The sequence below is a fragment of the Streptomyces sp. NPDC000348 genome, assembly GCF_042898795.1.
In the GTDB taxonomy this organism is placed as follows: Bacteria; Actinomycetota; Actinomycetes; order Streptomycetales; family Streptomycetaceae; genus Streptomyces.
This window is the reverse complement of sequence record NZ_JBIAZD010000003.1, coordinates 600,652-619,601: the sequence shown is the minus strand read 5'-3', so window position 1 is coordinate 619,601 and position 18,950 is coordinate 600,652. Positions and strand designations below refer to the sequence as shown.

Sequence of the window (18,950 nt, the reverse complement as noted above, 5' to 3'; positions counted from 1 at the left end):
CTCTCCGTGAATGTGTACCGGTAATCCGGTGCAACACCACGAGAGCGGAACCGTCGAGCGGAATAAGCTCACGGTTCACAGCGTCCTCGCTGTGTTATTTCAAAGGAACCTCGTCCCAGCTGATGCTGGAGACGGGGTATCAACATATCTGGCGTTGACTTTTGGCACGCTGTTGAGTTCTCAAGGAACGGACGCTTCCTTTGTACTCACCCTCTCGGGCTTTCCTCCGGGCGCTTCCCTTCGGTCTTGCGTCTCCGACTCTATCAGATCTTTCCGACCCGATTTCCTCGGTGCTTTCCGGGTTCCCGCTTCCGCGTTTCCCTTTCCGGCGGTTCCGACTCTATCAGATCCTTTCGGGCCTGATTCCCAGTCAGAGTGGGTTGTCTTCGCGGCCGTTGGGCCGTTCCGACGAGTGAGACTTTAGCGGATTCCCGGTCCCCGACCTAATCGGGGTCCTGCTCCCTTTCGGGCGCGGATTCCTCATTTCGCGAATACACATGCCAAGGGCGCGACAACAGACAGACTGCTGTCTCGAACAGTGGTGGTGCGTGCGGAATGGCTGTCCGGGGACCGACCGGAGTCGGCGCTCACGTCGGACAACTCGGAGAACAGTACGGATCCGCCCGGGGCGTGTCAACTCGCTGCCCCGTCCCCTCCCGGGGGCGTACTCTGGCCCGTATGACCACGCGTACGTACAGCCAGTTCTGGTGGGCCGCCTGACGGCGGCCGCTCCTACGTGCGCACTCGACGGCCGCCGCCTCGGCGGCCGTTTCTGTTTCTCCCTCCAGGACTCCGAGGGGCGGCCGGCCGGGGGCGGCGGCCCCGGACCGGAGACGGAGAAGAGATGACACGGGTCTTCAGTGGGATCAAGCCGACCGGGCATCTGACGCTCGGGAACTACCTGGGCGCCATGCGGCAGTGGGTCGCGGTCGACCAGCACCGGGCGGACGCGCTGTTCTGCGTCGTCGATCTGCACGCGCTGACCGTGCACCACGATCCCGCGCGGGTGCGCAGACTGAGCAGGCAGGCGGCGACCTTGCTGCTGGCGTCCGGATTGGACCCCGCGGGGTGCACGGTGTTCGTGCAGAGCCATGTGGACGAGCACGCGCGGCTGTCGTATCTGCTGGAGTGCGTGGCCACGGACGGCGAGATGCGGCGGATGATCCAGTACAAGGAGAAGGCGGCGCGGGAGCGGCGGCGTGGCGGGAGCGTGCGGCTGTCGCTGCTGACGTACCCGGTGCTGATGGCGGCCGACATCCTGGCGTACGGAACGGACGAGGTGCCGGTCGGGCACGACCAGACGCAGCACGTGGAGCTGGCGCGGGATCTCGCGGTGCGGTTCAACCAGCGGTACGGGCAGGTGTTCGTGGTGCCGCGGGCGACGAATCCGCCGGTGGCGGCGCGGGTGATGAATCTGCAGGACCCGCTGTCGAAGATGGGCAAGAGCGATGACACCGGGCCGGGGATCGTCTATCTGCTGGACGAGCCGGAGGTGGCGCGGAAGAAGGTCATGCGGGCGGTGACCGACAGCGGCCGGGACGTCGTGTACGACAGGGAGTCCCGGCCGGGGGTGGCGAATCTGCTGGAGATCCTCGCCGCGTGCACGGGTGGGGACCCGGAGGCCCTGGCCGGTGCGTACGAGTCGTACGGCGCGTTGAAGAAGGACGCCGCGGAGGCCGTGGTCGAGGTGCTGCGGCCGGTGCGGGAGAGGCACAAGGAGTTGTGCGCGGATCCCCTTTATGTGGAGGGGGTGCTGCGGGACGGTGCGGAGCGGGCGCGGGGCATGGCCCGGCCGACCGTGGACGCCGCCTACCGGGCGATCGGCCTGCTGCCGGCCGGCTCGGACACCGGGGCGCCCGTGCTGAACGCGGCCCGGTAGGCGGGGGAGCCGACGCGCGGGGGCGGTGCGGCCGTCAGTCCTTGGTGCCGCTCGCGAGTTCGCGGCTGCGGTCGCGGGCGGCTTCGAGGGCGGCGATGAGGGCGGCCCGTACGCCGTGGTTCTCGAGTTCGCGGATGGCGCTGATGGTGGTGCCGGCGGGGGAGGTCACGTTCTCGCGCAGCTTCACGGGGTGTTCGCCGCTGTCCCGGAGCATCGTCGCGGCGCCGATCGCGGACTGGACGATCAGGTCGTGGGCCTTGTCGCGGGGCAGGCCGAGCAGGATGCCGGCGTCGGTCATGGCTTCGACCAGGTAGAAGAAGTACGCCGGGCCGGAGCCGGAGAGGGCGGTGCAGGCGTCCTGCTGGGACTCGGGGACGCGGAGGGTCTTGCCGACGGCGCCGAAGATCTCCTCGGCGTGGGCGAGGTGGTCGGCGGTGGCGTGGCTTCCGGCGGAGATGACCGACATGGCCTCGTCGACGAGGGCGGGGGTGTTGGTCATGACGCGGACGACCGGGGTGCCGGTGGCGAGGCGGTCCTCGAAGAAGGCGGTGGGGATGCCGGCGGCGCCGCTGATGACCAGGCGGTCGGCGGGGACGTGGGGGGCGAGTTCGTCGAGGAGGGTGCCCATGTCCTGCGGTTTGACCGTGAGGATCAGGGTGTCGGCGGTCTTGGCGGCTTCCTGGTTGGAGACCGGGGTGACTCCGTAGCGGGTGCGGAGTTCGTCGGCTCGTTCCTGGCGGCGGGCGGTGACGAGGAGGTCGGTGGGGGCCCAGCCGGCGCGGATCATTCCGCTGAGCAGGGCTTCGCCGATTTTGCCGGTGCCGAGGACTGCGACTTTCTGCGTCATGGCTGGGGTGCCCTCCGGGGGTGCGTCGTCCTGTGGGCATCCTCGCATCCCGGGGGCGGGCGGGGAGGGGGCGTCCAGTGGGCGGGACGTCGGTCGGGGGCCGGGGTGGGGGGAGCCGGGTGGCTAGGGCGTCCGGCGCTTCAGCGTCGCCGCTCCCAGGGCCAGGACCAGCAGGGCGCAGCCGGCGACGATCAGGACGTCGCGGAGGAAGGGGGCGGTGATGTCGGTGTGCTTGAGGACCTCGTTCATGCCGTCGACGGCGTAGGACATGGGGAGGACGTCGGAGACGGCCTCCAGGACGGGGTGCATGGTGTCGCGCGGGGCCAGCAGGCCGCAGAGGAGGAGCTGGGGGAAGATCACCGCCGGCATGAACTGGACCGCCTGGAACTCCGAGGCCGCGAAGGCCGAGACGAAGAGGCCGAGGGCTGTGCCGAGGAGTGCGTCGAGCAGGGCCACCAGGAGGAGCAGCCAGGGGCTGCCGGTGACGTCGAGGCCCAGGATCCAGACGGCGAGGCCGGTGGCGAGGGCGGACTGGACGATCGCCAGGGCGCCGAAGGCGAGGGCGTAGCCGGCGATGAGGTCGCCCTTGCCGAGGGGCATGGCGAGGAGGCGTTCGAGGGTGCCGGAGGTGCGTTCGCGCAGGGTGGCGATCGAGGTGACCAGGAACATCGTGATGAGCGGGAAGATCCCGAGGAGTGAGGCGCCGACGGTGTCGAAGACGCGGGCGCTGCCGTCGTAGACGTAGCGGAGCAGGAACAGCATCAGGCAGGGGACCAGCAGCATCAGCGCGACGGTGCGCGGGTCGTGGCGGAGCTGGCGCAGGACCCGGGCCGCGGTGGCGGTGGTGCGGGAGGGGTTCAGGGTGGCTGCCGGGGCGGGTGTGTTCGTCGTGGGGCGGGGGGTGCTCATCGGGTGCTCTCCTTCGTGGGACCTGCCGCGGTGGCCCGGTCGACCAGGTGGAGGAAGGCCCCCTCGACGGTCTCGGCTCCGGTGCGGGTACGGAGGGCGTCGGGGGTGTCGTCGGCGAGGATCTCGCCCGCGCGCATGAGGAGGAGGCGGTGGCAGCGTTCGGCCTCGTCCATGACGTGGGAGGAGATCAGCAGGGTCGCGCCGCGTTCGGCGGCGATGGTGTGGAAGAGGTCCCAGAGGTCGCGGCGCAGGACGGGGTCGAGGCCGACGGTGGGTTCGTCGAGGACCAGGAGCTCGGGGCTGCCGAGGAGCGCGACGGCGAGGGAGACGCGGCTGCGCTGGCCGCCGGAGAGGTCGCCGGCGAGGGCGTCGGTGTGGGTGGTGAGGTCGACGTCGGCGATGGCCCGGGTGACGTTCTCGTGGCGGCGCCCGGCGGCTGCGCGGCCGGGGTCGAGGATCGCGGCGAAGTAGTCGAGGTTCTGGCGGACGCTGAGGTCGTCGTAGACGGAGGGGGCCTGGGTGACGTAGCCGATGCGGGTGCGCAGGGCGGGGTGGCCGGCGGGGTGACCGAGGACGTCGAGGGTGCCGGTGACCTTGGCCTGGGTGCCGACGACGGCCCGCATCAGGGTCGACTTGCCGCAGCCGGAGGGGCCGAGGAGGCCGGTGATCTGGCCGCACGGGACGGTGAAGCCGAGGCCCCGCAGGACGGTGCGGGAGCCCCGGACGACGGTGAGGTCCCGGGCGTGGACGGCCGGTTCCTCCGGTGGCCGGGAGGAGTAATTCACCATGTGATGAATACTCCTCCCGGGTCGTGGAGGCGTCAAGCCGTAGGGGTCGGCGCGGTCGCGAGGAGGAGGATGACGTCGTACGTCTCCTCGACGATCCCGTCCGGGAAGACCTCCAGGACGTGCCGTCGCTCCTCGGCGAGGTAGGCCGCGGTGCGCTCCTCGCCCTGGATCAGGAAGAGCGAGTGGCTGCCGAGGTTGGCGAGGTGGGTGTCGAGGGGGACGCGCCGGCTCCAGCGGACGTCGCGGCGCAGGACGTCGAGGTGGCCCGCGACATCGGCGGCGTGGGCGCCGAGGTGGCGCTTCTCGGCGGAGACGTCGAAGCCGAAGTGGCGGTTGGCGCGTTCGCCCGCCTCCGCGATCCACGGCACGTCGAGGGCGCTGGTGTTCCACCACAGGGCGAGTGCCCCGCCCGGGCGCAGGACCCGTACCGCCTCCGGGACGGCGCGGGCGGGGTCGGTCCAGTGCCAGGCCTGGGCGTAGGTGAGGAGGTCGGCGCAGTGGTCGGCGAGGGGGAGGGCGTTGCCGTCGCCCCGGACGACCGGTACGCCGGGGAGGCCGCGGCGGAACTCGGCCGCCATGCCCGCACCGGGCTCGACGGCGATGACGTCGGCGCCCCGCTCGCGCAGCCGGGCGGTCGCCATGCCCGGACCGGCGCCGACGTCCACGACCCGGGAGCCGGTGAGGGGGCGGCCGGTCAGCTCCTCGATGGTGTCGAAGAGGGCGGGCGGGTAGGAGGGGCGGCCCGCGGCGTACTGGGCGGCTGCCGCGTTGAAGGAGTGGGCCCGGGTGGCGTGGGTGGCCCGGTCGGCGCGCTGTGTCGTCATACGGCCATGGTGACCGGGCGGCTCCGGCGCGCAGGCGGTTTTCGGGGACGCTGGCGGGCGGCCCTCAGCGGCGGCGCTTCCTCGACGGGTTGCCCGAGCGGCGGGTGGTGCGCTTCTCGTAGTCCTCGCGGGCCTTGTCGTACTCGGCGCGGTGGAGTTTCTCGCCCGGGGCCTCGGTGAGGGTGCGGAGGAAGTAGGCGAGGAGCGAGCCGACGAAGCCGATGGCCAGCAGGCCGCGCAGGGAGGCCTGGCGGTCGGGGTCGGGGCGGGTGGTGAAGGCGGACCAGGTGTGGCGGAAGGCGAGCGAGCTGCAGATCGCGAACATCACGACCACGAGCAGCGGGACGAAGCCGCCGACGTCGGCGATCCGGAGCCCGTCGTAGGCGATGCGCAGGACGAGGCAGGCGGCGGCCGCGGCGGCGAGGGAGCCGACGGCCAGGCCGGCCCGGCGGGCGGTGTAGCCGTTGTCGTGGTTCACCCAGGTGGTGCCGTAGAACCGGAGAGGTTCGGGGCGGGGGCCCGCAGGGGTGTCCGGGATGCCGTTCGTGCCGTTCTCCGCTGCGCTCACGGATCGATTGTGGCCCTTCTCCCCCGGGTGACCGCGGGAGCCCCCCCCCCACCGGCCGGTCCCCCTCGGGAACCGGCCGGTCCTTCCGGCACCCCGCGACGGCGGGGCCTAGCAGCGGGGAGCCACGTACCCGTCGCTGCCGGTGCGGATGTACGCGTCGGAGACGTACTGGCCGCTGCCGATGTTGTCCCAGATGTTCGAGGTGCCGTACGGGCCCGACACCCAGGTGCCCGGCGTCTGGCAGTTGATCGTGACCCTGGAGCCCTCGGGCAGGACCCGCACGACCGAGTAGCCGGTGCCGGGACCGCTGCGCACGTTCAGCTGGTAGCCCGGCGCCACCGGATAGGAGTTCGCGGTCGCGGCTGTCGTGGTGATGGCCACCGCGGCCGCCTTCCCGTCCCCGCCCGCGATGTCCCGGGTCTGCTCGACAGACATGAGAAAACCTCCCCCGTTGTGTCCCACGACTGTCGTGGGGCCACGTTGATTCCCCTGGAACAGGATGTGAAACACCAGTTTTCCACTCGCACACGGAGGCGGGCGGGCCGCCTCGGTCCCCCGTGCACCATCGACTAGGCTCCGAGCGTCGCGCGCGCGAACGAACAGCACGGGGGTGGTTCCATGGCGCCGCAGCGGGATGCCGGAGCGGGCGCGGAAGCGGAACTTCCGGAGTACGCCGGTCACTACCGTCTGGAGTCCTGTCTCGGCTCGGGCGGCATGGGCGTCGTGCATCTGGCCCGGAGCACCTCCGGGATGCGGGTCGCGGTGAAGGTCGTACACGCCCGGTATGCCATGGACCCCGAGTTCAGAGGGCGGTTCCGGCAGGAGGTGGCCGCCGCGCGGCGGGTGAGCGGGGCTTTCACCGCACCGGTCGTCGACGCCGATCCGGAGGGCGGGCGGCCCTGGATGGCCACCCTGTACATTCCCGGTCCGACGCTCTCCGAGGAGGTGAAGCGGAACGGGCCCATGGACCCGGACCAGGCGCGCCGGCTGATGGCCGGGCTCGCGGAGGCGCTGCGCGACATCCACCGGGTCGGAGTCGTGCACCGGGACCTGAAGCCGAGCAACGTGCTGCTCGCCGAGGACGGGCCGAAGGTCATCGACTTCGGCATCTCCCGGCCAAAGAACAGCGAACTGCGCACCGAAACGGGGAAGTTGATCGGTACGCCGCCGTTCATGGCGCCCGAGCAGTTCCGGCGGCCCCGGGAGGTGGGCCCCGCGGCCGACGTCTTCGCCCTCGGCTCGCTCATGGTGCACGCGGCGACCGGGCGCGGTCCGTTCGACTCCGACAGCCCGTACGTCGTCGCCTACCAGGTCGTGCACGACGAGCCCGATCTGACCGGCGTACCGGAGTCGCTCGCGCCGCTGGTGCTGCGCTGCCTCGCCAAGGAGCCCGACGTCCGGCCCACGCCGGACGAGCTGATGCGGGAGCTGCGGTCGGTGGCGGCGGCGTACGACACGCAGGTGTTCGTGCCGGCGCAGCGGACGCCCGGGGCACAGGGGGCGCGGGAGGAGCAGGGGACACCGGAGGAGTCCGTGCCGGAGCCCTCGGCGGACGCGCCCGCCGAGCGGCCCGCGCGGCGTCCGGGCAGGCGGGCGATGCTGGTGGCCGGGGCGCTCTGCCTCGCCGTGCTCGGCGGGCTCACGGCGGTTCAGGTGTCCGGCGGCACGGAACCGGAGCGGAGGACCACCGCCGCGCAGAGCGCGCCGGACGGCTTCGGCGTGTGGGAGGCGGCGCCCGCCCCGGAGGGCGACGGCATGCCCCAGTGCGCGTACGGCACGCGGGGGCTGCTGTGCGGGCTGCCCGGTCTGGTGCTCGCCCTCGATCCGGCCGACGGCCGCACGCTGTGGCGGCACGAGGTCACGGGGACCACCCGGAGCGAACCGCCGGTCGTGTCGGGCGGCCTCGTCCAGCCCTCCCTCGACCTGATCGGTGACCTGGAGGCGCTCGACCCGGCCACGGGCGAGCCGGTCTGGCGGGAGGACGTGCCCGAGTACGACGGGGTGCGGGCGGTCGGCGACACGCTCCTGCTGACCCGCTCCGACGGGACGGTCACGGGTGTGGACGGCGCCTCGGGCAGGACCAGGTGGTCGCACCGGATCCCGGGGCAGGCCGTGCCGTACTTCTCCGCGTTCGCCGGGGAGCCGGGGGAGCCGTCGGCGTACGCGACGGGTGTCTCCGGGGACGGGAGCGGGACCCGGGTCACCGCGGTGGACCCGGCGACGGGGGACGTGCGGTGGGACGCGGAGCTGGAGGGGTCGCTGACGCCCGTGGGGGCGGCGGACGGGTCCGTGTACCTGCTCGCCGGGGGCGACGTCTACGGCGACGCGAAGGCCGTGCTCCGCTACACGCCCGGCACCGGGGCCGTCCGCCGGGTGACGCTGCCCGTGCCGGTCGCGCAGGCGGAGGCCGGCGTGCACGGGGACACCGTGTACCTCATGGGTGCGGGCGGTTCGCTGGTGGCCGTCGACATGGCGGCGGGAAAGCAGCGGTGGCGGCTGGAGACGGGCGTGAGCCGCGGCTCGGTGCCCGTCTCCGACGGGCGGCACGTGTACGTCACCGCTCCCGACGGGCGGCTGCTGGGCGTCGACGCCCGCGGGGGGAAGCTCCTCGGGCAGACCCGGCCGCGGCTCGGCGCCGGCTCCGACCGCGTCCCCGCCGCGCTGCCCGCCCCCGTGCTCGCGGGCGGGCACGTCTACGCCGGCGCGCCCGACGGGACCGTGTTCGGGGTGGCGGGGCGGGACCCGGCCGGCTGGTGACCCGGCCGGGCGGTGCCCCGGAGCGGGAAGGCCGGCCCAGGGTCGCCGGGCCGGTGGTCGCGGACGGTCCCGCCCGCGTCTCCGTGCCCGCCGGGACCGTGTTCGCCGTGGACGGGCGGGATCCGGGGGCCCGCGGACGGCGAGGGCCGCCCCCGCGGTGCGGAAGCGGCCCTGCTCGCGGCCCGGTGGGGCTCAGCCCAGCTTGCTGACGTCGCGCACCGCGCCCTTGTCCGCGCTCGTCGCCATCGCCGCGTACGCCCTCAGGGCGGCCGAGACCTTGCGGTCGCGGTTCTTCGGGGCGTACCGGCCGTTCAGGGCCTGCTCGCGGCGGGTCAGTTCCGCCTCGTCGACCAGCAGCTCGATCGAGCGGTTCGGGATGTCGATGCGGATGCGGTCGCCGTCCTCGACCAGGGCGATGGTGCCGCCCGCCGCCGCCTCGGGCGAGGCGTGGCCGATGGAGAGGCCGGAGGTGCCGCCGGAGAAGCGGCCGTCCGTGACCAGCGCGCAGGTCTTCCCCAGGCCGCGGCCCTTCAGGTACGAGGTCGGGTAGAGCATCTCCTGCATGCCGGGGCCGCCCTTGGGGCCCTCGTAGCGGATGACGACGACGTCGCCGTCCTTGACCTGCTGGGTGAGGATCTTCTGGACGGCCTCCTCCTGCGACTCGCAGACGACCGCCGGGCCCTCGAAGGTCCAGATGGACTCGTCGACGCCGGCCGTCTTCACGACGCAGCCGTCCACGGCCAGGTTGCCCTTGAGGACCGCGAGGCCGCCGTCCTTGGAGTAGGCGTGCTCGGCGGAGCGGATGCAGCCGCCCTCGGCGTCCTCGTCCAGGGCCTCCCAGCGCTCGGACTGGGAGAAGGCCTCGGCGGAGCGGACGCAGCCGGGGGCCGCGTGCCACAGTTCGACGGCCTCGGCGGACGGGGAGCCGCCGCGCACGTCCCAGGTCTTCAGCCAGTCGGCCAGGGACGCGCTGTGGACCGCGTGCACGTCCTCGTTGAGCAGGCCCGCGCGGTGCAGCTCGCCGAGCAGGGCGGGGATGCCGCCGGCGCGGTGCACGTCCTCCATGTAGTACGTGCGGTCCTTGGCGACGTTCGGGGCGACCTTGGCGAGGCAGGGCACGCGGCGGGAGACCTCGTTGATCTCCTCCAGGCCGAAGGGGACGCCGGCCTCCTGGGCGGCGGCCAGCAGGTGCAGGATCGTGTTGGTCGAGCCGCCCATGGCGATGTCGAGGGCCATGGCGTTCTCGAAGGCCGCGAAGGACGCCACGCTGCGCGGCAGGACCGTCTCGTCGTCCTGCTCGTAGTAGCGGCGGGTGATGTCCATGACCGTCTTCGCCGCGTTCACGTACAGCTGCTTGCGGGCCGTGTGCGTGGCGAGGACCGAGCCGTTGCCCGGGAGGGAGAGGCCGATGGCCTCGGTCAGGCAGTTCATCGAGTTGGCGGTGAACATGCCGGAACAGGAGCCGCAGGTCGGGCAGGCGTTCTCCTCGATGCGGAGGATGTCCTCGTCCGAGATCTTGTCGTTCACCGCGTCGGAGATCGCGTCGACCAGGTCCAGGGTGCGGACGGTGCCGTCGACCAGGGTGGCGCGGCCGGACTCCATCGGGCCGCCGGAGACGAAGACCGTGGGGATGTTCAGGCGCAGGGCCGCGTTGAGCATGCCCGGGGTGATCTTGTCGCAGTTGGAGATGCAGATCAGGGCGTCGGCGCAGTGGGCCTCGACCATGTACTCCACGCTGTCCGCGATCAGGTCGCGGGAGGGGAGGGAGTACAGCATGCCGCCGTGGCCCATCGCGATGCCGTCGTCGACGGCGATGGTGTTGAACTCGCGCGGGATGCCGCCGGCCGCGGTCACCGCCTCGCTGACGATCCGGCCGACCGGGGCGAGGTGGGTGTGGCCGGGGACGAACTCCGTGAAGCTGTTGGCGACCGCGATGATCGGCTTGCGGCCGATGTCCGCGCCCGGTACACCGGAGGCCCGCATCAGGGCGCGGGCGCCCGCCATGTTGCGGCCGTGGGTGACTGTGCGGGACCTCAGCTCGGGCATCGTCGCTCGCTCCTTCGGAGAGTTATGACTGTCGTCGAGCGTACGCCGGTCATTCAGGGAGTGGGACGAGGTGTCCGGAATGCGGGACGAGTGTCCCGGTCCGCGCGGGGCGGGCCTCCCGGCCCGAAGGGACCTCAGCCTCCGGTGAGGTGCCCCTGCACCACCGGCGCCACCCGCTCGATGAGCCGCTCGGCGTCCGCCGAGGCCAGCGGCTCCATCCTGATCACGTACCGGATCATCGCGATCCCGACCAGCTGGGCGGCGGCGAGCTCGGCGCGCAGCTCCGCGTCCGGGACGTCGAGCCGTCCGGCGATCCGGCGCAGCACCTGGCCGGCGATCAGACGGCGGAAGACGCCGGCGGCGATCTCGTTGTTCACGGCGGAGCGGACGATCGCGAGCAGCGGGGCCCGGGTGACCGGGCTCTCCCAGAGCCCGATGATCATCCGCGTCATCCGTTCGCCGACCTCGTCGAGCGGTCCGTCGAGAACCGTGTCCCGCGCGGTGAACACCGGCGCGAAGGCGACCTCCACGGCGGCCTCGAACACCTGCTCCTTGGTGCCGAAGTAGTGGTGCACCAGCGCGGAGTCGACCCCGGCCGCCTTGGCGATGCCCCGGACGGACGTCTTCTCGTACCCGCGGACCGAGAACTCCTCACGGGCCGCGTCGAGGATGCGCTCCCGGGTGCCGGCCGACTCCGTACGGGGCGGGCGGCCGCGGCGCCGTGCGGTGCCGTCGCCCCGCGCGGAGGCCGCAGGGGGCGCGGAGGCGTCCGGGCCGTCGCTCGCGGTGCGGCCGGTCATCGCCGCGGCACCTCGATCCCGGAGGAGGCGGAGGACAGGTGCCGGCGGGTGAACGCCAGCGCCTCGGCCAGGTCGGCCTCGCGCTCCGCGCTCGACATGGCCCGGCGGGTGTTGACCTCGATGACGACATGGCCGTCGAAGCCGCGCGACGCGAGCCCGCGCAGCACCTCGGCGCAGGGCTGGTCGCCGCGGCCGGGCACCAGGTGCTCGTCCTTGGCGGAGCCACGGCCGTCGGCGAGGTGGACGTGGCCGAGGCGGTCGCCCATGCGGTCGATCATCTGCAGGGCGTCGGTGCGGGCGGTCGAGGCGTGGCTGAGGTCGATCGTGAAGTGGCGGTAGTCCTCCTTGGTGACGTCCCAGTCGGGGGCGTACGCGAGCATCTCGCGGTCGCGGTAGCGCCAGGGGTACATGTTCTCCACGGCGAACCGCACGTCCGTCTCGCCGGCCATCCGCCAGACGCCCTCCACGAAGTCGCGGGCGTACTGCCGCTGCCAGCGGAAGGGGGGATGGACGACGACCGTGCCGGCGCCGAGCTTCTCGGCGGCGGCCCGGGCCCGCTGGAGCTTGGTCCAGGGGTCGGTGGACCACACGCGCTGCGTGATGAGCAGGCAGGGCGCGTGGACGGCCAGGACGGGGATGCGGTGGTAGTCGCTGAGTCTGCGCAGGGCCTCGATGTCCTGGCTGACCGGATCGGTCCACACCATGACCTCGACGCCGTCGTACCCGAGGCGCGCGGCGATCTCGAAGGCCGTCGCCGTCGACTCCGGGTAGACGGAGGCCGTCGACAGGGCGACCTTCGCATCCGGGATGCGGACTACGTCCCTTGCTTCTGCCACGAGCCTCAGGTTACGGGGTGGGATCGGGTGGACGCGGGGTGCCCGTTCGCCGTTGTGGCGTTTGTCATGGCGAGGGCCGCTGTCCCTGGTCCATGTGATCCAGTCTGCGGAGTATCACGCCCTCCCGCAGGGCCCAGGGGCAGACCTCCAGGCTTTCCACGCCGAACAGGTCCATGGCGGCCTCCGCGACCAGGGCCCCGGCGACCAGCTGGCCCGCGCGGGCCTCGGAGACGCCGGGCAGTTCGGCGCGCTCGGCGGCGGTCATGGCGGCGAGCCTGGGCACCCAGCCCTCCAGGGACTCCCGCTTCAGCTCGCGCTGGACGTACAGGCCCTCGGCGGAGCCGGGGGCGCCGGCGATGCGGGCGAGCTGCCTGAAGGTCTTGGAGGTGGCCACCACGTGGTCGGGGGCGCCGAGGCGGCTGAACTCGCCGACCGTGCGGGCTATCTCGGTGCGGACGTGGCGGCGCAGCGCGCGCACGTCCTCCGGCCCGGGCGGGTCGCCGGGCAGCCGGGCGGCGGTGAGACGGCCGGCGCCGAGCGGCAGGGACGCCGTGGCGTCGGGCTCCTCGTCCATGCCGTAGGCGATCTCCAGGGAGCCGCCGCCGATGTCGAGGACGAGCAGTTTCCCGGCCGACCAGCCGAACCAGCGGCGGACGGCGAGGAAGGTGAGCCGGGCCTCCTCGTCGCCGCTGAGCACCTGCAGCTCGACCCCGGTCTCCTCGCGCACGCGCGTGAGGACGGCGTCGGCGTTGCAGGCGTCGCGCACCGCGGAGGTCGCGAACGGCAGCAGTTCCTCGACGCCCTTGTCCTCGGCGGCCCGGAGCGCGTCGTGGACGACCGCGACCAGCCTGTCGACCCCCTCGGGACCGATGGCGCCGTCGCCGTCGAGGAGCTGGGCGAGGCGCAGTTCGGCCTTGTGCGAGTGCGCGGGCAGCGGGCGCGCGCCGGGGTGCGCGTCCACCACCAGCAGATGCACCGTGTTCGAACCCACGTCGAGGACACCGAGTCTCATGGGCGGAACGCTACTGCCCGCCGCGCGGCGTGATGCCCCGTCCGCGGCGGTCGAGCAGGTCCCGGTGGGGGCGCGGGCGACTTACCCTGGACGGGTGCCAAAGACGAAAAAGGCGAAGGACGAGAAGACGGACAAGAAGGCCAGGAAGGACAAGAAGGCCGGACTGGCCGAGGGTCCTTCGCGGGCGACAGCGCCGCGGGCGCCGGGAGCGGCGCCGGTGGACGACGAGAAGGGGCTCGACTTCGCCCGCGCGTGGGTGGAGTTTCCCGATCCCGCGGACGACGAGCAGGTCTTCCGCTGCGATCTGACCTGGCTGACCTCTCGCTGGAACTGCATCTTCGGCAGCGGCTGCCAGGGCATCCAGGCGGGCCGCGCGGACGACGGCTGCTGCACCCTGGGCGCCCACTTCTCGGACGAGGACGACGAGAAGCGGGTCGCCGGGCATGTGGCGAGGCTCACACCGGACATCTGGCAGCACCACGCGGAGGGCACGCGGAACGGCTGGGTCTCCCAGGACGAGGACGGCGACCGTCAGACCCGCCCGTTCCAGGGCTCGTGCATCTTCCAGAACCGGCCGGGCTTCGCGGGCGGCATGGGCTGCTCGCTGCACATCCTCGCCCTGAAGGAGGGCCGGGAGCCGCTGGAGACCAAGCCGGACGTGTGCTGGCAGCTGCCCGTCCGGCGGACCTACGACTGGATCGACCGGCCCGACGACACGCGCGTGCTGCAGGTGTCGATCGGTGAGTACGACCGCCGGGGCTGGGGACCGGGCGGCCACGACCTGCACTGGTGGTGCACCTCGGCCACCTCGGCGCACGGCGCCGGGGACCCGGTGTACGTCTCCTACCGCGCGGAGCTGACCGAGCTGATGGGCAAGGCGGGCTACGACCGTCTGGTCGAGCTGTGCGAGGAACGGCTGGCCTCGCAGCTGCCCCTGCTGGCCCCGCATCCGGCGGACCCCGCCTGACGGCGGGGCCTAGGAGGACGTGACCGGGCCGGAGGGCGCGGGGCCGGTGGGCGTCGGGCCGCCCGCGGTGGGGTCCGGGCCGGGTGAGGACGGTGGTCCGCCCGGCGTGGGGTCCGGGGGCGCCGGTGTCGTGGGCGTCGGTTCCGGGCCGGGCGACGACGGGGGCGGGCCGCTCGGCGTGCCGGGGTGCGCGGTGCCCGGGCCGCCGGGGCGGCCGGAGGGCGGGCCGCCGCCCGGGGTGGGGGCGACGGGGCCGTGGCCGTCGATGGTCACGACGGAACCGGCGGGCGAGACCGTCACGGTCGCGCTCCAGTGGCCGGGCGGCTCGCGCAGCTGATCGACGTACACCCGGACCGTCACCGACCCGCCGGGCGCGAGCGTTCCCGACGACCGGCTCGGGTAGAGCCAGGACGCCCCCGTCGACACGGACCAGCGGACCGGTTCGGCACCCGTCGCGGTCAGGGTGATCAGCGTGGTGTCGCCGCTGTGGTCGGCTTCGACGCTCATCGCGGCGGCGCCCTCGTGCCCGGCCCCGGCGACGCTCACGACCTCCACGGACACGTCCGGCTCGCCGTCGCCGCCGAATCCGGTTCCGGGCCGGGTGCCCGCGTTGCCGGTGTTCTCGTAGCCGCCCGCTCCCCCGCCGTCGAGGTCGAAGGGGCCGCCGTCCTCCCGCGCGGAGGCCGGGCGGCCGTCCTGGGCCTCGCCCACGGGAGTGCCCCGGTGGGCGGCCCACAGGGCGAGCACCGGCGCGGCGACGACGGTGGCGACGACCGTCGTCGTGACGGCACCCGCGCGCAGCCGGTCCCGCCGGGCGACGCGGTCCTTGGGGTCCATCGGGAAGCCGCGCCGGTCGAAGCGGGGCGCGGCGCCGCGCGGGTGGTGCGCCATGGCGGTGTGCAGGGCCGCTCCGGGCGCCGGGAGGACGGGCAGCGCGTCCGGCGTGACGCCGGTGCCGGGCCAGTGGCCGGGAACGGCCCGCTCGGCGGCGCGGCGGCAGCGCGGGCAGTCGTCGACGTGCCGGACGAGTTCCCGGCGCAGGGTCGCGCTGAGCACGAGCCGCCGGTCGCCGGTGAGGTGCGCCACGCCCGGGCAGGCGCCGGTCTCGACGACGGCGAGCGCCGCGCGGGTGCGTTCCACCTCGCAGGCCGCGGCGGCGAGCAGCTCGCGCGCGGCGGTCGGCTGGAGGCCGAGCACGGCGGCGACCTCGTGGGCGGCGAGGTGGTGGCGCACGGCGAGTTCGAGCGCCTCGCGCTGCTCGGGCGTGGTGCCGGCGGCCTCCGGCCAGGCCAGCTCGGCCAGCTCGCGGCGGCGCTGCTCCCGGACGTCCTCGGGGACGGCCGGGGCGGGGGCGGTCCCGGCCGGCCGCCGCCGGCCCACGGCGTGGGTGGCCCGGCGTTTCCGCCTGGCCTCGGCCAGCTCGCGCAGGCACGCCCAGCGGGCCAGGGCGTACAGCCAGGCCCGGCGGCTCCCGGGGTCGTCGGGGACGTGCCGGCCGCGGCGCTCCGCGAGCACCAGGGCGTCGGCCAGGGCGGCGGTCGCCGCGTCGTGGTCGCACAGCACGGACAGGCAGTAGGTGAACAGGCCGTCCAGATGGGACGCGTAGCGGGTGGCCGGCCGCTGGGCCAGCGTGCGCGCGGCCCCGCGGTCGCGCACTTCCCGGTGTGTCCGGTGCGTTCCGGTCGTGCGGGTCGGGGTCTCCGGGCCACTGCTCGTCATCCGGCGACCGTAGGCGGCGCGGGGCGGCGCCTTCCGGAGCCCTGCGCACTTTTAATCCGTAAGGGTGAAACGATCCCTCTATCGGGGACAGGAACCTTTCGCTGCCCTGGGGGCCGCCCCTCCTCCGGGGGCCGCGGCGCCGGGCCCCGCTCCGGCCCGACCGGCCCCGCCCCCGGACTCCGGGCGGGCCGGAGGCGTCCGGTCCCGCGGGGCGGGCGGGGGCGCGGCCGTCCCGTTGTCAGTGCGTGCCGTTACCTTTTCCGCATGGCTGCCCGTACCAAGACGTCCAAGGACCGACCGTCCTACCGCTGCACCGAGTGCGGCTGGCAGACGGCCAAGTGGCTCGGTCGCTGCCCCGAGTGCCAGGCCTGGGGGACGATCGAGGAGTACGGCGCGCCCGCGGTCCGTACGACGGCGCCCGGGCGGGTCACCACCTCCGCCCTGCCCATCGGCCAGGTCGACGGCCGCCAGGCCACCGCCCGTTCCACCGGCGTGCCCGAGCTGGACCGGGTGCTCGGCGGCGGGCTGGTGCCCGGCGCGGTGGTGCTGGTCGCGGGCGAGCCGGGCGTGGGCAAGTCCACGCTGCTGCTGGACGTGGCGGCCAAGTCGGCGAGCGAGGAGCACCGCACGCTGTACGTCACCGGGGAGGAGTCGGCGAGCCAGGTCCGCCTGCGTGCCGACCGCATCCACGCCATCGACGACCACCTGTACCTCGCCGCCGAGACGGACCTGTCCGCCGTGCTCGGTCACTTGGACGCGGTGAAGCCGTCCCTGCTGATCATGGACTCGGTGCAGACGGTGGCGTCCCCCGAGATCGACGGCGCCCCGGGCGGCATGGCCCAGGTCCGCGAGGTGGCCGGCGCGCTGATCCGGGCCTCCAAGGAGCGCGGGATGTCCACGCTCCTCGTGGGCCACGTCACCAAGGACGGCGCGATCGCCGGGCCGCGCCTGCTGGAGCACCTGGTCGACGTCGTCCTGCACTTCGAGGGCGACCGGCACGCGCGCCTGCGCCTGGTGCGCGGCGTCAAGAACCGCTACGGCACCACGGACGAGGTCGGCTGCTTCGAACTGCACGACGAGGGCATCACCGGCCTCGCGGACCCCAGCGGACTTTTCCTGACCCGTCGTGACGAACCGGTCCCCGGCACCTGTCTGACCGTCACCCTGGAGGGCCGCCGCCCCCTGGTCGCCGAAGTGCAGGCGCTCACGGTCGACTCGCAGATCCCCTCGCCCCGGCGCACCACGTCCGGCCTGGAGACCTCACGCGTGTCGATGATGCTGGCGGTGCTGGAACAGCGCGGCCGGATCAGCGCCTTGGGCAAAAGGGACATCTACTCCGCGACGGTGGGCGGGGTGAAGCTCTCGGAACCGGCCGCGGACCTGGCCGTCGCGCTCGCGCTGGCGTCGGCGGCGAGCGACACCCCGCTGCCGAAGAACCTGGTCGCGATCGGCGAGGTCGGTCTCGCCGGCGAGGTGAGACGGGTCACGGGCGTCCAGCGCAGGCTCGCCGAGGCACACCGTCTGGGTTTCACGCACGCCCTGGTGCCGGGCGATCCGGGCAAGGTCCCGCCGGGCATGAAGGTGCTGGAAGTGGCCGACATAGGGGACGCCCTGCGGGTCCTTCCGCGCTCCCGTCGCCGAGAGGCCACACGGGACGAGGAGGACCGCCGGTAGACTTTGCCCAGGTCTCGCCCGTCCGTACGAACCGAGTGTGCGAAACGACGGCGCCCCAGAACCTGCGACCGGAGGAGTGCAGTGGCAGCCAACGACCGGGCAGCAGCTCCCGGAAAGTCCGGTGGGAGTGCCGGTTCCGATGGCCTGATGCGCGCCTCGCTGAGCGCCGTGGCACCCGGCACCGCCCTGCGTGACGGCCTGGAACGCGTGCTCCGCGGCAACACCGGCGGCCTCATCGTGCTCGGTTCCGACAAGACCGTCGAGGCGCTGTGCAGCGGCGGCTTCGTGCTGGACGTCGAGTTCACCGCGACCCGGCTGCGCGAGCTGTGCAAGCTGGACGGCGGCATCGTACTGTCGTCCGACCTGTCCAAGATCCTGCGGGCGGGCGTCCAGCTGGTGCCGGACCCGACCATCCCCACCGAGGAGACCGGCACCCGGCATCGCACCGCCGACCGCGTCTCCAAGCAGGTCGGCTTCCCGGTCGTCTCCGTCTCCCAGTCGATGCGCCTGATCGCGCTGTACGTCGACGGCCACCGCCGGGTCCTGGAGGACTCGGCGGCGATCCTGTCCCGCGCCAACCAGGCGCTGGCCACCCTGGAGCGCTACAAGCTCCGTCTCGACGAGGTCGCGGGCACGCTGTCGGCGCTGGAGATCGAGGACCTGGTGACCGTCCGGGACGTCTCGGCGGTCGCGCAGCGGCTGGAGATGGTGCGCCGCATCGCCACCGAAATCGCTGAATACGTGGTCGAACTGGGCACCGACGGCCGTCTCCTCGCCCTCCAGCTGGACGAGTTGATCGCGGGCGTGGAACCGGAGCGCGAGCTGGTGGTACGGGACTACGTGCCCGAGCCCACCGCCAAGCGCTCCCGCACGGTCGACGAGGCGCTGCACGAGCTGAACGTGCTCACGCACGCGGAGCTGCTGGAGCTGCCGACGGTGGCCCGTGCGCTGGGGTACACCGGCTCGCCCGAGACGCTGGACTCCGCGGTGTCCCCGCGCGGCTTCCGGCTGTTGGCGAAGGTGCCGAGGCTGCCGGGCGCGATCATCGACCGGCTGGTGGAGCACTTCGGCGGGCTGCAGAAGCTGCTCGCCGCCAGCGTGGACGATCTGCAGACGGTGGACGGGGTCGGCGAGGCGCGGGCGCGGAGCGTGCGCGAGGGGCTGTCGCGGCTGGCGGAGAGCTCGATCCTCGAGCGGTACGTCTAGAAGAGCCCCCGGCTGCTGCGGGGCGGGGTTCCCTCACCCGCGTTCGCGGGGCGCCTCCCCCCGCTCTCGGCTTCGCTCGAGCGGGGCCCCCTCGCCCCGGGGGTACTTTCCAGGCCCT

At 73.3% G+C, this 18,950-nt stretch carries 16 protein-coding genes; 5 read left to right on the top strand and 11 right to left on the bottom strand.

Features of this window, described 5'->3' with window-relative positions:
• The first annotated feature begins 844 nt into the window (after positions 1-844).
• Entirely contained in the window at positions 845-1,879 is a 1,035-nt protein-coding gene (gene trpS / locus ACFY3N_RS09710; protein WP_390816045.1) for a tryptophan--tRNA ligase, read from the top strand.
• A gap of 34 nt (positions 1,880-1,913) precedes the next feature.
• On the opposite strand, the gene proC is transcribed toward trpS, so the two are convergent.
• The 6 genes from proC to ACFY3N_RS09680 all read right to left on the bottom strand — a co-directional run bounded on the left by proC (position 1,914) and on the right by ACFY3N_RS09680 (position 6,250).
• Entirely contained in the window at positions 1,914-2,726 is an 813-nt protein-coding gene (gene proC / locus ACFY3N_RS09705) for a pyrroline-5-carboxylate reductase (protein ID WP_390816044.1), read from the bottom strand.
• A 123-nt stretch (positions 2,727-2,849) separates the two neighbouring features.
• Positions 2,850-3,635 carry an ABC transporter permease gene (locus ACFY3N_RS09700; protein WP_390816043.1) on the bottom strand — a complete coding sequence of 262 codons (786 nt, stop codon included), beginning with the start codon at positions 3,633-3,635 and terminating at the stop codon, positions 2,850-2,852.
• Entirely contained in the window at positions 3,632-4,423 is a 792-nt protein-coding gene (locus ACFY3N_RS09695; protein ID WP_390816042.1) for an ABC transporter ATP-binding protein, read from the bottom strand. The genes ACFY3N_RS09700 and ACFY3N_RS09695 overlap by 4 nt, the downstream gene beginning before the upstream one ends.
• Positions 4,424-4,455: 32 nt before the next feature.
• Positions 4,456-5,247 (bottom strand): class I SAM-dependent methyltransferase, encoded by a 792-nt coding sequence (locus tag ACFY3N_RS09690; protein ID WP_390816041.1) that lies wholly within the window; start codon positions 5,245-5,247, stop codon positions 4,456-4,458.
• A 64-nt stretch (positions 5,248-5,311) separates the two neighbouring features.
• Entirely contained in the window at positions 5,312-5,815 is a 504-nt protein-coding gene (locus tag ACFY3N_RS09685) for an EamA/RhaT family transporter (protein WP_390816040.1), read from the bottom strand.
• Positions 5,816-5,923: 108 nt separating this feature from the next.
• On the bottom strand, positions 5,924-6,250 hold the full coding sequence (locus ACFY3N_RS09680; RefSeq protein WP_390816039.1) for an SH3 domain-containing protein: 327 nt from the start codon (positions 6,248-6,250) through the stop codon (positions 5,924-5,926).
• A 183-nt stretch (positions 6,251-6,433) separates the two neighbouring features.
• Here ACFY3N_RS09680 and ACFY3N_RS09675 point away from each other — a divergent pair, with 183 nt between their 5' ends.
• Positions 6,434-8,572, top strand: coding sequence for a PQQ-binding-like beta-propeller repeat protein (locus tag ACFY3N_RS09675; protein WP_390816038.1), 2,139 nt, complete (start codon positions 6,434-6,436; stop codon positions 8,570-8,572).
• A gap of 192 nt (positions 8,573-8,764) precedes the next feature.
• On the opposite strand, the gene ilvD is transcribed toward ACFY3N_RS09675, so the two are convergent.
• The 4 genes from ilvD to ACFY3N_RS09655 all read right to left on the bottom strand — a co-directional run bounded on the left by ilvD (position 8,765) and on the right by ACFY3N_RS09655 (position 13,266).
• A complete protein-coding gene (gene ilvD / locus ACFY3N_RS09670) occupies positions 8,765-10,618 on the bottom strand; it encodes a dihydroxy-acid dehydratase (RefSeq protein ID WP_390816037.1) in 1,854 nt (617 codons plus the stop codon).
• A 134-nt stretch (positions 10,619-10,752) separates the two neighbouring features.
• Positions 10,753-11,418 carry a TetR family transcriptional regulator gene (locus ACFY3N_RS09665; RefSeq protein WP_390816036.1) on the bottom strand — a complete coding sequence of 222 codons (666 nt, stop codon included), beginning with the start codon at positions 11,416-11,418 and terminating at the stop codon, positions 10,753-10,755.
• Positions 11,415-12,254, bottom strand: a complete 840-nt coding sequence (locus tag ACFY3N_RS09660; protein WP_390816035.1) for a sugar phosphate isomerase/epimerase family protein — start codon at positions 12,252-12,254, stop codon at positions 11,415-11,417. The genes ACFY3N_RS09665 and ACFY3N_RS09660 overlap by 4 nt, the downstream gene beginning before the upstream one ends.
• A 64-nt stretch (positions 12,255-12,318) precedes the next feature.
• Positions 12,319-13,266: a Ppx/GppA family phosphatase gene (locus tag ACFY3N_RS09655; protein ID WP_390816034.1), complete on the bottom strand. Its 948-nt coding sequence runs from the start codon at positions 13,264-13,266 to the stop codon at positions 12,319-12,321.
• Positions 13,267-13,360: 94 nt separating this feature from the next.
• Here ACFY3N_RS09655 and ACFY3N_RS09650 point away from each other — a divergent pair, with 94 nt between their 5' ends.
• Positions 13,361-14,233 carry a hypothetical protein gene (locus ACFY3N_RS09650; protein WP_390816033.1) on the top strand — a complete coding sequence of 291 codons (873 nt, stop codon included), beginning with the start codon at positions 13,361-13,363 and terminating at the stop codon, positions 14,231-14,233.
• Positions 14,234-14,242: 9 nt separating this feature from the next.
• Here the strand turns inward: ACFY3N_RS09650 and ACFY3N_RS09645 are convergent, their stop codons facing one another.
• Entirely contained in the window at positions 14,243-15,952 is a 1,710-nt protein-coding gene (locus ACFY3N_RS09645) for a hypothetical protein (protein ID WP_390816032.1), read from the bottom strand.
• A gap of 264 nt (positions 15,953-16,216) precedes the next feature.
• Between ACFY3N_RS09645 and radA the strand changes: the two genes are divergently transcribed.
• Both radA and disA read left to right on the top strand, forming a co-directional pair.
• The gene (gene radA, locus ACFY3N_RS09640; protein ID WP_390816031.1) at positions 16,217-17,626 is read left to right on the top strand and encodes a DNA repair protein RadA; all 1,410 of its coding nucleotides are present in this window, start codon (positions 16,217-16,219) and stop codon (positions 17,624-17,626) included.
• Between the two features lie 81 nt (positions 17,627-17,707).
• A complete protein-coding gene (gene disA, locus ACFY3N_RS09635; protein WP_217137210.1) occupies positions 17,708-18,832 on the top strand; it encodes a DNA integrity scanning diadenylate cyclase DisA in 1,125 nt (374 codons plus the stop codon).
• Positions 18,833-18,950: the final 118 nt, after the last annotated feature.